At 70.8% G+C, this 14,846-nt stretch carries 8 protein-coding genes; 6 read left to right on the top strand and 2 right to left on the bottom strand.

What is annotated here, in order from left to right; all coding sequences use genetic code 11:
- Nucleotides 1-41 precede the first annotated feature (41 nt).
- Together ACVV2G_RS01550 and ACVV2G_RS01555 are read right to left on the bottom strand one after the other, a co-directional pair.
- Nucleotides 42-905 (bottom strand): phosphatase PAP2 family protein, encoded by an 864-nt coding sequence (locus ACVV2G_RS01550; RefSeq protein WP_453840698.1) that lies wholly within the window; start codon nucleotides 903-905, stop codon nucleotides 42-44.
- 103 nt (nucleotides 906-1,008) lie between these two features.
- A complete protein-coding gene (locus ACVV2G_RS01555) occupies nucleotides 1,009-2,043 on the bottom strand; it encodes a LacI family DNA-binding transcriptional regulator (protein WP_453840699.1) in 1,035 nt (344 codons plus the stop codon).
- A gap of 401 nt (nucleotides 2,044-2,444) precedes the next feature.
- Between ACVV2G_RS01555 and ACVV2G_RS01560 the strand changes: the two genes are divergently transcribed.
- From ACVV2G_RS01560 to pulA, 6 genes are all read left to right on the top strand, one after another.
- Nucleotides 2,445-3,716 carry an extracellular solute-binding protein gene (locus ACVV2G_RS01560; protein WP_453840700.1) on the top strand — a complete coding sequence of 424 codons (1,272 nt, stop codon included), beginning with the start codon at nucleotides 2,445-2,447 and terminating at the stop codon, nucleotides 3,714-3,716.
- A 111-nt stretch (nucleotides 3,717-3,827) separates the two neighbouring features.
- Nucleotides 3,828-4,832, top strand: coding sequence for a carbohydrate ABC transporter permease (locus ACVV2G_RS01565; RefSeq protein WP_453840701.1), 1,005 nt, complete (start codon nucleotides 3,828-3,830; stop codon nucleotides 4,830-4,832).
- A 13-nt stretch (nucleotides 4,833-4,845) separates the two neighbouring features.
- Entirely contained in the window at nucleotides 4,846-5,757 is a 912-nt protein-coding gene (locus tag ACVV2G_RS01570) for a sugar ABC transporter permease (RefSeq protein ID WP_453840702.1), read from the top strand.
- A gap of 149 nt (nucleotides 5,758-5,906) precedes the next feature.
- On the top strand, nucleotides 5,907-7,589 hold the full coding sequence (locus ACVV2G_RS01575) for a glycoside hydrolase family 13 protein (RefSeq protein WP_453840703.1): 1,683 nt from the start codon (nucleotides 5,907-5,909) through the stop codon (nucleotides 7,587-7,589).
- Nucleotides 7,590-7,854: 265 nt separating this feature from the next.
- Nucleotides 7,855-9,228 carry an alpha-amylase gene (locus ACVV2G_RS01580; protein ID WP_453840704.1) on the top strand — a complete coding sequence of 458 codons (1,374 nt, stop codon included), beginning with the start codon at nucleotides 7,855-7,857 and terminating at the stop codon, nucleotides 9,226-9,228.
- Between the two features lie 143 nt (nucleotides 9,229-9,371).
- On the top strand, nucleotides 9,372-14,786 hold the full coding sequence (pulA, locus tag ACVV2G_RS01585; RefSeq protein ID WP_453840705.1) for a pullulanase-type alpha-1,6-glucosidase: 5,415 nt from the start codon (nucleotides 9,372-9,374) through the stop codon (nucleotides 14,784-14,786).
- Nucleotides 14,787-14,846 lie beyond the last annotated feature (60 nt).

Raw genomic sequence — 14,846 nt, forward strand, 5'->3', positions numbered from 1 at the left:
CGCCCGGCAGGGGCGCGCCCGCCCGCGGCCGGCGGGCGGCCTCAGGCCCGCCCGGGCGGCCGGGCCCCGGGCCGCCGCTCACCCGCCGGCACGCCCCGCGGCAGCGCGTGCGGCAGCGCCCCGTACCAGAGCCCGGCCACCGCGTAGCCGAAGCCCAGGCACAGCACGCCCCCCACCGCGTCAAGCCAGAAGTGGTTGGCGGTCGCCACGATGACCACCAGCGTCAGCACCGGGTACAGGAGCCCCAGCACCCGCGCCCACGGCACCGAGGCGAGCGCGAAGACCGTCAGCCCGCACCACACCGACCACCCGATGTGCATCGACGGCATCGCCGCGTACTGGTTCGACATGTTCTTCAGGTCCCCGGACGCCATCGACCCCCACGTCTCGTGGACCATCACGGTGTCGATGAAGTCACCGCCGTTCATCAGGCGGGGCGGGGCGAGCGGATACAGGTAGTAGCCGGCCAGGCCGACGCCCGTGGTCGCGAAGAGGACCAGCCGGGTCGCCCCGTAGCGGCCGGGGTGACTGCGGAAGAGCCACACGAGCACCCCGAGGGTCACCACGAAGTGCAGCGTGGCGTAGTAGTAGTTCATGCCGACGACCAGCCAAGTCACCGAGTCCACGGCATGGTTGACGGACTGCTCGACGGCGATGCCGAGTTGCCGCTCGGCGCGCCAGATCCAGTCCGCGTTGCGCAGCGCCTGTGCCCGCTGTTCGGGCACCGCGTTGCGGATGAGGGAGTACGTCCAGTAGCTGATCGCGATCAGCAGGATCTCGAACCACAGCCGGGGCCGGCGCGGTGCCCGGAGCCGGTGCAGGAGTCCCCGCCCCGTCTCCTCCGTGACGGGGTGCGGAACGGCCTCGCCCAGCCGTTCCGGAGTCCTCACGGTCGCGTCGCCCATGGGCATGAAGTCTGCCAGAAAAGCCCTGTCCCCCCGATCATCCCCCGGGACGATACGGGCCGCATCCGGCCACCGGGGGCGGGCGGGCCGCCCGGGGCGTTCCTCAGGAGCGGTGCCGCTCGCCCGGCGCCGACGCCGTCGATCCGCGCACCACCAGCTCCGGCATGAACACGAACTCGCTGTGCGGCGCGGGCGTCCCGCCGATCTCCTCCAGCAGCGTGCGCACCGCCGCCTGCCCCATCGCCGGGACCGGCTTGCGGACGGTCGTCAGCGGCGGGTCGGTGAAGGCGATCAGCGGCGAGTCGTCGAAGCCGACGACCGAGATGTCCTTGGGCACGTCCAGGCCGCGCTGCCGGGCCGCCCGTATCGCGCCCAGCGCCATCATGTCGCTGGCGCAGACCACCGCGGTGCAGTCGCGCTCCATGAGCGCCGTGGCGGCCGCCTGGCCGCCCTCCAGGGTGTAGAGGGAGTGCTGGACCAGCTCCTTCTCCACGGTCTCGGCACTCAGGTCCAGTTGCTCCTGCACGGTGCGGACGAAGCCCTCGATCTTGCGCTGCACGGGCACGAACCGCTTCGGACCGAGGGCCAGCCCGATGCGGGTGTGGCCGAGCGAGACGAGGTGCGTGACCGCGAGGCTCATCGCGGCCCGGTCGTCGGGGGAGATGAACGGCGCCTGCACCTTCGACGAGAAACCGTCGACGAGGACGAAGGGCACGCCCTGCGCGCGCAGCCGCTCGTAGCGCTCCATGTCGGCGGTGGTGTCGGCGTGCAGCCCGGAGACGTAGATGATGCCGGCGACCCCCCGGTCGACCAGCATCTCCGTCAGCTCGTCCTCCGTGGAGCCGCCCGGGGTCTGGGTGGCGAGGACCGGGGTGTAGCCCTGGCGGGTCAGCGCCTGGCCGATGACCTGCGCCAACGCCGGGAATATCGGGTTCTCCAGCTCCGGGGTGATCAGGCCGACCAGGCCCTCGCTGCGCTGCCGCAGCCTGACGGGGCGCTCGTAGCCCAGCACGTCGAGGGCGGCGAGTACGGACTGGCGGGTGGTGGCGGCGACGCCCGGCTTCCCGTTGAGGACGCGGCTGACGGTCGCTTCGCTCACCCCCGCCTGGGCAGCGATGTCGGCAAGCCGTGTGGTCACAGGGGTGGACTGTACCTGTCGGCCGCCGCCTTGCCCACCGGCCGGGCGCCGTGGGCGGCCGGCCGGACGGCCCGTCGGACGGCCCGTCGGACGGCCCGGCGCGGGCTGCTGCGTCATCGCGCTCCCTCAGAAAGTGATGGCAAGAGCTTGCAGAGTCTTGCACAACCGGCGCGATACCGCTCGGCCCTTGTAAACAAGCGTCTCACGACGGTCGCCGACAGGTCACGCGCGGATAACTTCGGAGACGTCTTGCACTTTTTTGCTGCAAGACCTTTCGCGGGGCTTGCAGCGCTGTTACGTTCACGTCGCCCGACGGCGGCAAAGGCGCGGTCGGCAGTCGGCAGGAGCGGCGGACGGGCCCGCACCCTGCACCACACGGGCTTTCACCTCAAGGAGAACTCATGCGGCGTGGCATAGCGGCCACCGCTCTGGTGGCGTCCCTCGCCCTCGCGGCGACGGCGTGCGGCGGGGACGGCGACAGCGACAGCGAGTCCGGCGGACCGGTCACCATCACGTACTGGGACACTTCGAACGCGACCAACGAGGCGCCGACCTACCAGGCCCTGGTCGAGGAGTTCGAGGCCGCCAACGAGGACGTCAAGGTCAACTACGTCAACGTCCCCTTCGACCAGGCGCAGAACAAGTTCGACACCGCCGCCGGTTCCAAGGGTGCCCCGGACGTGCTGCGCGCCGAGGTCGGCTGGACCCCCGCCTTCGCCAAGAAGGGCTTCTTCCTGCCGCTGGACGGCACCGAGGCCCTCGCCGAGCAGGACAAGTTCCAGCCCAACCTGATCGAGCAGGCCACGTACGAGGGCAAGACCTACGGCGTCCCGCTGGTCACCGACACCCTCGCCTTCGTCTACAACAAGGAACTGTTCGAGAAGGCGGGCGTCGAGGCACCCAAGACCTGGGACGACCTGAAGAAGGCCGCCGCCACCATCAAGGACGAGACCGGCGCCGACGGCTACTGGGCCTCCACGGCCGGTTACTACGCGCAGCCGTTCCTGTACGGCGAGGGCACCGACACGGTCGACGCCGAGGGTGAGAAGATCACCGTCAACTCGCCCGAGGCGAAGAAGGCGTACGGCACCTGGCTGAGCCTGTTCGAGGGCAAGGGCCTGCACAAGGCCGACGTCACCGCCGACGCCTACGCCCACATCCAGGAGGCGTTCGTCAGCGGCAAGGTCGCCTCGATCCTCCAGGGCCCGTGGGAGATCACCAACTTCTACCAGGGCACCGCCTTCAAGGACAAGGACAACCTCGGCATCGCCACCGTCCCGGCCGGCTCCACCGGCAAGGCGGGCGCCCCGACCGGCGGCCACAACCTGTCGGTGTACGCCGGCTCGGACCAGGCCCACCAGGAGGCGTCGCTGAAGTTCGTGAAGTTCATGACCTCGGCGAAGTCCCAGGAGACCGTCGCCCTGAAGAACTCCACGCTGCCGACCCGCGACGACGCCTACACCGACGAGGTCAAGGCCGACCCGGGCATCGCCGGCTTCCAGACGGTGCTGCCCGCCGCACAGCCGCGCCCGGCCCTGCCGGAGTACAGCTCCCTGTGGACCCCGCTCGACGACGAGCTGCCCCAGATCGCCGGCGGCAAGAAGTCCCTGGACGAGGGGCTGAGCGACGCCGAGGCCGCGATCGCCAAGCTGGTGCCGGACTTCAGCAAGTGAGTCCGCGCGGCTGCCGGGTCCCCCGCGGTGGGGAGGGGACCCGGCGGCCGCCGGCCTGTGCGCCGTACCCCTTGATCGCCCCGCTCGTCCTGCTCCCGAAGGTGTCGAACCATGACAGTCGCCATCGACCGCGCGACCGGCAAGCGCCGCGGTGACCGCACCCCGCGGCCCGGCCTCGGCCGCCGTCTGAAAGACGGCTACCAGAAGCACTGGTACGCCTACGCCATGATCGCGCCGGTGGCCGTCGTGATCGGCGTCCTCGTGCTGTACCCGCTGGGGTACGGCCTCTACCTCACGCTCACCGACGCCAACAGCCTCAACACGGGGCGCACGATCGGCGTCAACGAGATCGAGGCCACGTACACGTTCATCGGCCTGGACAACTACGCCGACATCCTGTGGGGCCCGACCGCCTACGACCGGTTCTGGTCGCACTTCATCTGGACCATCGTGTGGACGGCGGTCTGTGTCGGCCTGCACTTCTTCATCGGTCTCGGTCTCGCCCTGCTGCTCAACCAGAAGCTGCGCGGCCGCACCTTCTACCGGCTGATCCTGGTCCTGCCGTGGGCCGTGCCGACCTTCGTCACCGTCTTCGGCTGGCGCTTCATGCTCGCCGACGCCGGCGTCATCAACGCGGCCCTGGACTGGCTGCACCTGCCGACCCCCGCGTGGCTCGAGGACACCTTCTGGCAGCGGTTCTCCGCGATCATGGTGAACACCTGGTGCGGTGTGCCGTTCATGATGGTCTCGCTCCTCGGCGGCCTGCAGTCCATCGACAACAGCCTGTACGAGGCCTCCGAGATGGACGGCGCGAACGCCTGGCAGCGGTTCCGCCACGTCACCCTGCCCGGTCTGAGGTCCGTCAGCTCCACCGTCGTCCTGCTCGGCATCATCTGGACCTTCAACCAGTTCGCCGTGATCTTCCTGCTGTTCGGCAACACCGCCCCCGACGCGCAGATCCTCGTCACCTGGGCGTACCAGCTCGGCTTCGGGCAGCAGCCGCGCGACTTCGCGCAGTCCGCGGCCTACGGCATCCTGCTGCTGGCCATCCTGATCGTCTTCACCTCCTTCTACCGCCGCTGGCTGAACCGCAATGAGCAGCAGCTCGCGAACTGAGGCAGGAGCCGCCATGAGTACAAGCACCGCGCCGACCGAGGTCCCGGCAGAGCAGGTCCCCGCGTCCACCGCGCCGCCGCGCCGGGTGCGTGGCCGCGGCGAGCGCAGCCGCGCCGCCTCCCTCGCCTCCCACGGCGTCCTGACCGTCGCGAGCCTCATCGCGCTCTTCCCCGTCGCCTGGCTGGTCTACCTCTCCCTGGGCCCGGACAAGAACGACTACCTGCACCCCGAGCGCATCTGGTCGAAGATGACCTTCGACAACTACGCGTTCGTGCTCCAGCACACGAACTTCTTCGACTGGCTGAAGAGTTCGCTGATCGTCTCGCTGGGCACCACGGTCATCGGCGTCATGGTCGCCGCCACCACCGGCTACGCGGTCTCGCGGATGCGCTTCCCGGGCTACCGCAAGCTCATGTGGGTCCTTCTGGTCACCCAGATGTTCCCCATCGCGGTGCTGATCGTGCCGATGTACCAGATCCTGTCCGAGCTCCAGCTGGTCGACAGCTACCTCGGTCTGGTCCTCGTCTACTGCTCGACCGCGGTGCCGTACTGCGCGTGGCTGCTCAAGGGCTACTTCGACACCATCCCCTTCGAGATCGACGAGGCCGGCCGCGTCGACGGGCTGAACCCCTTCGGCACCTTCTTCCGGCTGATCCTGCCGCTCGCTCGGCCGGGCCTCGCGGTGGCCGGCTTCTACAGCTTCATCACCGCCTTCGGCGAGGTCGCCTTCGCCTCGACGTTCATGCTGAGCGACACGAAGTACACCTTCGCGGTCGGTCTGCAGAGCTTCGTCAGCGAACACGACGCGCAGCGCCACCTGATGGCCGCCACCGCCGTGCTCGTCGCGATACCCGTCTCCGCGTTCTTCTACCTGGTGCAGAAGAACCTGGTGACCGGCCTGACCGCCGGCGGCACCAAGGGCTGACGCCCGCCCGGAAACGTCCGGCCGCGGTGCCCATCCGACCCCGCTGCACCGCGGCCGGCCGCCTGACCCCGCACGCCCGAACGCCCAGAATCCCTCCCCCCGCCCCGGCTTCGCCCGACCGGGGGGACCCCCACCGCATCAAGGACGCCATGAGCCAGCAGCACTCCGCCGCACCGGCCCCCACCTCCACCACCGCCACCGTCGCGGGGCACCGCGACTGGTGGCGGGACGCGGTCATCTACCAGGTCTACCCGCGCAGCTTCGCCGACAGCAACGGCGACGGCATGGGCGACCTGGAGGGTGTCCGCACCCGTCTGCCGTACCTGCGCGACCTGGGCGTGGACGCCGTGTGGCTCAGCCCCTTCTACGCCTCCCCGCAGGCCGACGCCGGCTACGACGTCGCCGACTACCGGGCCGTCGACCCCGTGTTCGGCAGCCTGCTCGACGCCGACGCGCTGATCCGCGACGCCCACGCGCTGGGCCTGCGCATCATCGTCGACCTGGTCCCCAACCACTCCTCGGACCAGCACGAGTGGTTCAAGCGCGCCCTCGCCGAAGGCCCCGGATCGCCGTCCCGGGACCGCTACCACTTCCGCCCCGGCAAGGGAGCGGCCGGCGAGCTGCCCCCCAACGACTGGGAGTCCATCTTCGGCGGCCCCGCCTGGACCCGGGTCACCGAGCCCGACGGCACGCCGGGGGAGTGGTACCTGCACCTGTTCGCCCCCGAGCAGCCCGACTTCAACTGGGAGCACCCGGCCGTCGGCGACGAGTTCCGCTCCATCCTGCGCTTCTGGCTGGACATGGGCGTCGACGGCTTCCGCATCGACGTGGCCCACGGCATGGTGAAGGCCGAGGGTCTGCCCGACCTCGGATCGCACGAGCAGCTGAAGCTGCTGGGCAACGATGTCATGCCGTTCTTCGACCAGGACGGCGTCCACGACATCTACCGCCAGTGGCGGCTCATCCTGGACGAGTACTCGGGCGAACGCATCTTCGTCGCCGAGGCGTGGACCCCGACCGTCGAGCGCACCGCGAACTACGTCCGCCCCGACGAGCTGCACCAGGCCTTCAACTTCCAGTACCTGGGCACGCACTGGGACGCCGAGGAGCTGCGCACGGTCATCGACCGCACCCTGGACGCCATGCGCCCGGTCGGCGCCCCGGCCACCTGGGTGCTGTCCAACCACGACGTCACCCGGCACGCCACCCGCTTCGCCAACCCGCCCGGCCTCGGCACCCAGATCCGCCTGGCCGGCGACCGCGCGCTGGGCCTGCGCCGGGCCCGTGCCGCGAGCCTGCTGATGCTGGCACTGCCCGGCTCGGCCTACGTCTACCAGGGCGAGGAGCTGGGCCTGCCGGACGTCGTCGACCTGCCGGACGAGGTGCGCCAGGACCCGGCGTACTTCCGCGGCGCCGGACAGGACGGCTTCCGCGACGGCTGCCGGGTGCCGATCCCGTGGACGCGCACGGGCTCGTCGTACGGCTTCGGCGACGGCGGCAGCTGGCTGCCGCAGCCGGCCGGCTGGGGCGAGCTGAGCGTCGAGGCGCAGACCGGCGAGCCCGGCTCGACCCTGGAGCTGTACCGCACCGCCCTGGCGGTACGCCGCGCCCGGCCCGACCTGGGGGCGGGGGACGCCGTCGAGTGGCTGCGCGCACCCGAGGGCGTCGTCGCCTTCCGGCGCGGGGAGTTCGTGTGCGTCGCCAACACCACCGGCGAGTCGGTGGCGGTGCCCGCCCACGGGCGGGTGCTGCTGGCCAGCGGTGAGGTGACCGAGGCGGACGGTGAGGCCAAGGTGCCGGCGGACACGACGGTGTGGTGGTCACGGGCCTGAGGGCTTCGCTTGCACGGACGGGCCCGCCGCTCCCTTCCGGAGCGGCGGGCCCCCGTCGTGTGCGGCTCCGCCGCGGCGCGCGAACCCGCAGGGTCCCGGGGAAACTTCTTGCCCGGACTTCGCACCGACGGCTGCCCTTTCGGTCGGTGAACCCTTAACATCTGCGTCACCGCAAGGTTTCTGAAGGTTTCAGCAAGAGTCTTCAAGCGGGCCTTCGGGCGCCTGCGGCTCCCCGCAACGCCTTCGACGATGAAGGAAACCCCACATGGCACGCAGAGCCCTCACGGGGGCCGTCGCACTGGCGGCGGCCACCCTTGTCATGTCCCCGACGTCCGCGCAGGCCTCCCCGCCCGGCGCCAAGGACGTCACCGCCGTCCTCTTCGAGTGGAACTTCGCCTCCGTCGCCCGCGAGTGCACCACCGCCCTCGGGCCCGCGGGCTACGGATACGTCCAGGTCTCCCCGCCCGCCGAGCACATACAGGGCGGGCAGTGGTGGACCTCGTACCAGCCCGTCAGCTACAAGATCGCCGGGCGGCTCGGCGACCGCACCGCCTTCCGGAACATGGTGAACACCTGCCACGCGGCCGGGGTGAAGGTCGTCGCCGACGCCGTCGTCAACCACATGTCGGCGGGCGGCGGCACCGGCACCGGCGGCTCCTCGTACGGCAAGTACGACTACCCGGGCCTCTACTCCGCGCCCGACTTCGACGACTGCCGCTCGGAGATCAACGACTACCGGAACCGGTACAACGTCCAGCACTGCGAACTGGTCGGCCTCGCCGACCTCGACACCGGCGAGGACCACGTCCGCGCGCAGATCGCCGGCTACCTGAACGACCTGCTCTCCCTCGGTGTCGACGGCTTCCGCGTCGACGCGGCCAAGCACATCCCGGCGGCCGACCTCGCGAACATCAAGTCGCGGCTGAGCAACCCGGGCGTGTACTGGAAGCACGAGGTCATCCACGGCGCCGGAGAGGCCGTCCAGCCGACCGAGTACACCGGCAGCGGTGACGTGCAGGAGTTCCGCTACGCGTACGACCTCAAGCGCGTCTTCACCAGCGAGAACCTCGCCTACCTGAAGAACTACGGCGAGAGCTGGGGATACCTGGCCGGCGGCGCCGCCGGTGTCTTCGTCGACAACCACGACACCGAGCGCAACGGCTCCACGCTCAGCTACAAGGACAACGCCACCTACACCCTCGCCAACGTCTTCATGCTGGCCTGGCCCTACGGCGCCCCGGACGTCAACTCCGGCTACGAGTGGTCGGACCACGACGCCGGGCCGCCGAACGGCGGTCAGGTGAACGCCTGCTGGCAGAACGGCTGGAAGTGCCAGCACGCCTGGCCGGAGATCAGGTCGATGGTCGCCTTCCGCAACGCCACGCGCGGCCAGGCGGTCACGAACTGGTGGGACAACGGCAACGACGCCATCGCCTTCGGGCGCGGCAGCAGGGGCTACGTCGCCGTCAACCACGAGTCCGGCGCGCTGACCCGCACCTTCCAGACCTCCCTGCCGGCCGGGACGTACTGCGACGTCCAGAGCGGCGAACCGGTGACCGTGAACGGCTCCGGTCGGTTCACGGCGACCCTCGGCGCCGACACCGCGCTCGCGCTGTACGCCGGCAAGTCCGCCTGCTGAACGGGCGGCCGGGGCAAGGGTCGTGACAGTTGGTGAAAGTTCTTTCCGTTACTTTCACGACCCTTGCCGCAAGTCTTGCGGCAGCGCTACCGTCTCGCCGGGGTCGGACCCGATCGAGCCGTCATCGCAAGGAGTTCACGCCCGTGATACCGAGAAGGCCGGTGCCTGACAGGCGCCGCACCGCACGAGTGAGACGGGTCGCGGCCGTCACCGTGGCCGCGTTCGCCGCAGCCCTCCTGCCACCCCTCGCCGCGCGGGCCGACGCCCCGCCCCCGCCCCCGTCGGACGCCAGGCTCGCGAAGGCCGCGGCCCGGCACGACCTCACCCGCGAGCAGTTCTACTTCGTCCTGCCGGACCGCTTCGCCAACGGCGACCCCCGCAACGACAGGGGCGGCCTGACCGGCACCCGGCTCGCGACCGGTTACGACCCCACCGACAAGGGCTTCTACCAGGGCGGCGACCTCAAGGGGCTGACCGAGAAGCTCGACTACATCAAGGGCCTGGGCACCACCTCCCTCTGGATGGCGCCCCTCTTCAAGAACCAGCCCGTGCAGGGCACGGGGGAGAACGCCTCCGCCGGCTACCACGGCTACTGGATCACCGACTTCACCCAGGTCGACCCGCACTTCGGCACCAACCAGGACCTGAGGAACCTCATCTCCAAGGCGCACGCCAAGGGCATGAAGGTCTTCTTCGACGTCATCACCAACCACACCGCCGACGTCGTCGACTACGAGGAGAAGTCCTACGACTACCTCTCCAAGGGCGCCTTCCCGTACCTGACCCAGGACGGCGAGCCCTTCGACGACGCCGACTACGCCGACGGCTCCCGGCGGTTCCCCCGCGTGGACGCCGGCTCCTTCCCCCGCACGCCGGCCGTCCCCGCCGCCGAGAAGGACCTCAAGGTCCCCCAGTGGCTCAACGACCCGGAGATGTACCACAACCGGGGTGACTCCACCTGGGCCGGCGAGTCCGCCACCTACGGCGACTTCTCCGGCCTCGACGACCTGTGGACCGAACGGCCCGAGGTCGTCAGCGGCATGGAGAAGATCTACCAGCGGTGGGTGAAGGACTTCGCCGTCGACGGCTTCCGCATCGACACGGTCAAGCACGTCAACATGGAGTTCTGGACCCAGTGGGCGACCGCGCTGGACGCCTACGCGGCGAAGAAGGGCCGGGACGACTTCTTCATGTTCGGCGAGGTCTACTCCGCCGACACCTCCGTCACCTCCCCGTACGTCACCCGGGGCCGCCTGGACTCCACGCTGGACTTCCCCTTCCAGGACGCGGCCCGCGCGTACGCCTCGCAGGGCGGCAGCGCCCAGAAGCTCGCGGCCGTCTTCGGCGACGACTGGAAGTACACGACCGACAAGGCCAACGCCTACGAGCAGGTCACCTTCCTCGGCAACCACGACATGGGCCGCATCGGCACCTTCCTCCGGCAGGACGACCCGAAGGCCACCGACGCCGAGCTGCTGCAGAAGGACAAGCTCGCCAACGAGCTGATGTTCCTGAGCCGGGGCAACCCCGTCGTCTACTACGGCGACGAACAGGGCTTCACCGGCGCGGGCGGCGACAAGGACGCCCGCCAGACGATGTTCGCCTCCCGCACCGCCGACTACCTGGACGACGACCGGCTCGGCACCGACCGCACCCACGCCGACGACGCCTACGACACGCGAGCACCGCTCTACCGGCAGATCAGTGCTCTCGCGGGGCTCCGCAAGGCCCATCCCGCCCTCGCCGACGGCGTCCAGACCGAGCGCTACGCGGCCGACGGCGCCGGCGTCTACGCCTTCACCCGCACGGACGCCGGGCGCGGCACCGAGTACGTCGTCGCCTTCAACAACGCCGACCAGGCGAAGACCGCGACCTTCGCGACCGGCTCGGCCGGCATGACCTTCAGCGGCCTCTACGGCACCGACGCCCGGGTGCGGTCCGGTGCCGACAAGAAGGTCACCGTCACCGTCCCCGCCGGGTCGGCCGTTGTCCTCAAGGCCGCCGGCAGGCTCGCCGAGCCCGCCACCCGGCCGACGGTCACCCTCACCGCCCCCGAGCCCGGCGCCACCGGCACCGTCGAGCTGACGGCCGACGTCACCGGCGGGCAGCTCAACCGCGTCGTCTTCGCCGCCCAGACCGGCGACGGCACGTGGCGCACCCTCGGCTCCGCCGACCACGCCCCCTACAAGGTCACCCACACCATCGGCGAGGACACCCCGGCCGGCACCCCCCTGCGGTACAAGGCGGTCGTCGTCGACTCCGCCGGCCGCACCGCGAGCGGCACGGCCGCCTCGACGACCGGCACCCCGCCCGTCGAGCAGCCGCCCACCGCCGCATCCCGCGACTACGCGATCGTCCACTACCAGCGGGACGACGGGGACTACGACGACTGGGGCCTGTACGCCTGGGGCGACCTCGCCGAGGGCGAGGCGACCACCTGGCCCGACAGCCACCCCTTCACCGGCCGCGACGCCTACGGCGCCTTCGCCTACGTCAAGCTCAAGCCCGGCGCGACCGACGTCGGCTTCCTGGTCGTCGACGAGGACGGCGACAAGGACGTCGCCGCCGACCGCACCATCGACGTCACCCGCACCGGCGAGGTCTGGATCGAGCAGGGCGAGGAGCAGGTCGTCACGGAGCGGCCCGAGTACCCCGCCCAGGACACCGGCAAGGCCGTCCTCCACTACCACCGCGCCGACGGGGACCACGACGGCTGGGGACTGCACGTCTGGGGCGACGCCGCGAACCCCACCGACTGGTCGAAACCCCTGACGCCGGTGCGGACCGACTCCTTCGGCGCGGTCTTCGAGGTGCCGCTCACCGAGGGCGCCACCAGTCTCGGCTACATCGTCCACAAGGGCGACGAGAAGGACCTGCCCACCGACCAGGTCCTGGACCTCAAGGCCGACGGACACGAGGTGTGGCTGGTGAGCGGTGAGGAGAAGTACCTGCTGCCGCAGCCGGCCGGCTCGGCGGCGGCCGTCGACCTCACCACCTCCGAGGCGGTCTGGATCGACCGGAACACCGTCGTCTGGAACGGCTCCGAGGGCGCCGCCTCCACCCAGCTGCTGGCCTCCCGCACCGGCTCCGTCAAGGCCGCGAACGGCACCCTGACCGGCACCGACGAGAAGTGGCTCCGCCTCACGAGGACCACCCTCACCGACCCGCAGAAGGCGAAGTTCCCGCACCTGGCGGAGTACACCGCCTGGACCGTCGACCCGCGCGACCGCGACCGGGTGCGCGAGGCCCTGCGCGGCCAGGTCGTCGCCTCCCGGCGCACGGCCGACGGGGCCGTGCTCGCGGCGACGGGCGTGCAGACCGCCGGCGCGCTGGACGACCTCTACGCCGCCGACGCGACGAGGACCGGCCTCGGCCCGGTCTTCCGCCACGGCAGGCCCACCCTCTCCGTGTGGGCGCCGACCGCGCAGGACGTGAAGCTGGAGATCGGCGACCGCACGGTCCGCATGCGGCGCGACGACGACACCGGCGTCTGGTCCGCCACCGGCCCGACGTCCTGGAAGGGCAGGGACTACCGCTACGCGGTGACGGTGTGGGCGCCCGACGCCGGCCGGGTCGTCACCAACAAGGTCACCGACCCCTACTCGCTCGCCCTGACCACCGACTCCGAACGCAGCCTCCTCGTCGACCTGGACGACCGCGCCCTCGCCCCGCGCGGCTGGCACGACTACGACAAGCCCGAGGCCGTGCCGCTCAGGGACGCCCGGATCCAGGAGCTGCACATCCGCGACTTCTCCGTCGCGGACCGGACGGCGGACCCGGACCACCGGGGAACCTACCTCGCCTTCACCGACAAGGAGAGCGACGGCTCCGGGCACCTGCGCGCGCTGGCCGAGGCGGGCACGTCGTACGTCCACCTCCTCCCGGCCTTCGACATCGCCACCATCCCCGAGAAGAAGTCCGGCCAGGCCACCGTCGACTGCGACCTCACCGCCTTCCCGGCCGACTCCGCCGAGCAGCAGGCGTGCGTCGCGAAGGCCGCCGCCGAGGACGCCTACAACTGGGGCTACGACCCGTACCACTACACGGTCCCCGAGGGCTCCTACGCCACCGACCCGGACGGCACCGCCCGCACGGTCGAGTTCCGCGAGATGGTCAAGGCACTCAACGAGGACGGTCTGCGGGTCGTCATGGACGTCGTCTACAACCACACCGCGGCGAGCGGCCAGGCCAGGACCAGCGTCCTCGACCGGATCGTCCCCGGCTACTACCAGAGGCTCCTCGCCGACGGCTCGGTGGCGACCAGCACCTGCTGCGCCAACACGGCCACCGAGAACGCCATGATGGGCAAGCTCGTCGTCGACTCGGTCGTCACCTGGGCCAGGGAGTACAAGGTCGACGGCTTCCGCTTCGACCTCATGGGCCACCACCCGAAGGCCAACATCCTCGCCGTACGCAAGGCCCTGGACGCGCTCACCCTCGAGAAGGACGGCGTCGACGGCAAGAAGATCATCCTGTACGGCGAGGGCTGGAACTTCGGCGAGGTCGCCGACGACGCCCGCTTCACCCAGGCCACCCAGGAGAACATGGCCGGCACCGGGATCGCGACCTTCTCCGACCGGGCCCGCGACGCCGTGCGCGGCGGCGGCCCCTTCGACGAGGACCCCGGGGTCCAGGGCTTCGCCTCGGGCCTGTTCACCGAGCCCAACGCCTCCGAGGCCAACGGCACCCCGGCCGAGCAGAGGGCCCGCCTGCTCCACCACCAGGACCTGATCAAGGTCGGGCTCACCGGCAACCTCGCCGGCTACACCTTCACCGACACCAGCGGCACCGAGGTCAAGGGCTCCGAGGTCGACTACAACGGCGCCCCCGCCGGCTACGCCGCGGCCCCCGGCGACGCCCTCGCCTACGCCGACGCGCACGACAACGAGTCGCTCTTCGACGCGCTCGCCTTCAAGCTGCCGAAGGACACGTCCGCCGACGACCGGGCCCGTATGCAGGTCCTCGCCATGGCGACCGCCGCCCTCTCGCAGGGCCCGGCGCTCTCCCAGGCGGGCACCGACCTGCTGCGCTCCAAGTCGCTGGACCGCAACTCCTACGACAGCGGCGACTGGTTCAACGCCATCCACTGGAACTGCGCCGACGGCAACGGCTTCGGCCGCGGCCTGCCCCCGGCCGCCGACAACGAGGACAAGTGGGCCTACGCCAAGCCGCTCCTGGGCACCGTGCAGGTCGGCTGCCCGCAGATCACGGGCGCCTCGGCGGCGTACCGGGACCTGCTGAAGATCCGTACGAGCGAGCGGGTCTTCTCCCTCGCCACGGCGGGGCAGGTGCAGTCCCGGCTCTCCTTCCCGCTCTCCGGGAAGGACGAGACGCCCGGCGTGATCACCATGCGCCTCGGTGACCTCGTGGTCGTCTTCAACGCCACCCCGCAGCAGCGGGAGCAGCGGGTGGAGGCGGCGGCCGGCACCGGCCACCGGCTGCATCCGGTGCAGGCGGCGGGCGCGGACCCCGTGGTGAAGGGGTCGTCGTACGCGGCGAGCACCGGCACGTTCACCGTGCCGGGCCGTACCGTCGCCGTGTTCGAGCGGGCGGGCTGACGGCCGTGGACCGCGGCCCGGGGACTGTGGTTAGGGTGAGCCCTGCTGTTCACGCAACGG

This window comes from Streptomyces sp. JK94 (assembly GCF_053613315.1).

What these genes read in the sequence shown, in the direction of transcription:
- ACVV2G_RS01550 (WP_453840698.1), bottom strand. Translation starts at nt 905, where the DNA reads ATGGGCGACGCGACCGTGAGGACTCCGGAACGGCTGGGCGAGGCCGTT.
- ACVV2G_RS01560 (WP_453840700.1), top strand. Translation starts at nt 2,445, where the DNA reads ATGCGGCGTGGCATAGCGGCCACCGCTCTGGTGGCGTCCCTCGCCCTC.
- ACVV2G_RS01565 (WP_453840701.1), top strand. Translation starts at nt 3,828, where the DNA reads ATGACAGTCGCCATCGACCGCGCGACCGGCAAGCGCCGCGGTGACCGC.
- ACVV2G_RS01570 (WP_453840702.1), top strand. Translation starts at nt 4,846, where the DNA reads ATGAGTACAAGCACCGCGCCGACCGAGGTCCCGGCAGAGCAGGTCCCC.
- ACVV2G_RS01575 (WP_453840703.1), top strand. Translation starts at nt 5,907, where the DNA reads ATGAGCCAGCAGCACTCCGCCGCACCGGCCCCCACCTCCACCACCGCC.
- ACVV2G_RS01580 (WP_453840704.1), top strand. Translation starts at nt 7,855, where the DNA reads ATGGCACGCAGAGCCCTCACGGGGGCCGTCGCACTGGCGGCGGCCACC.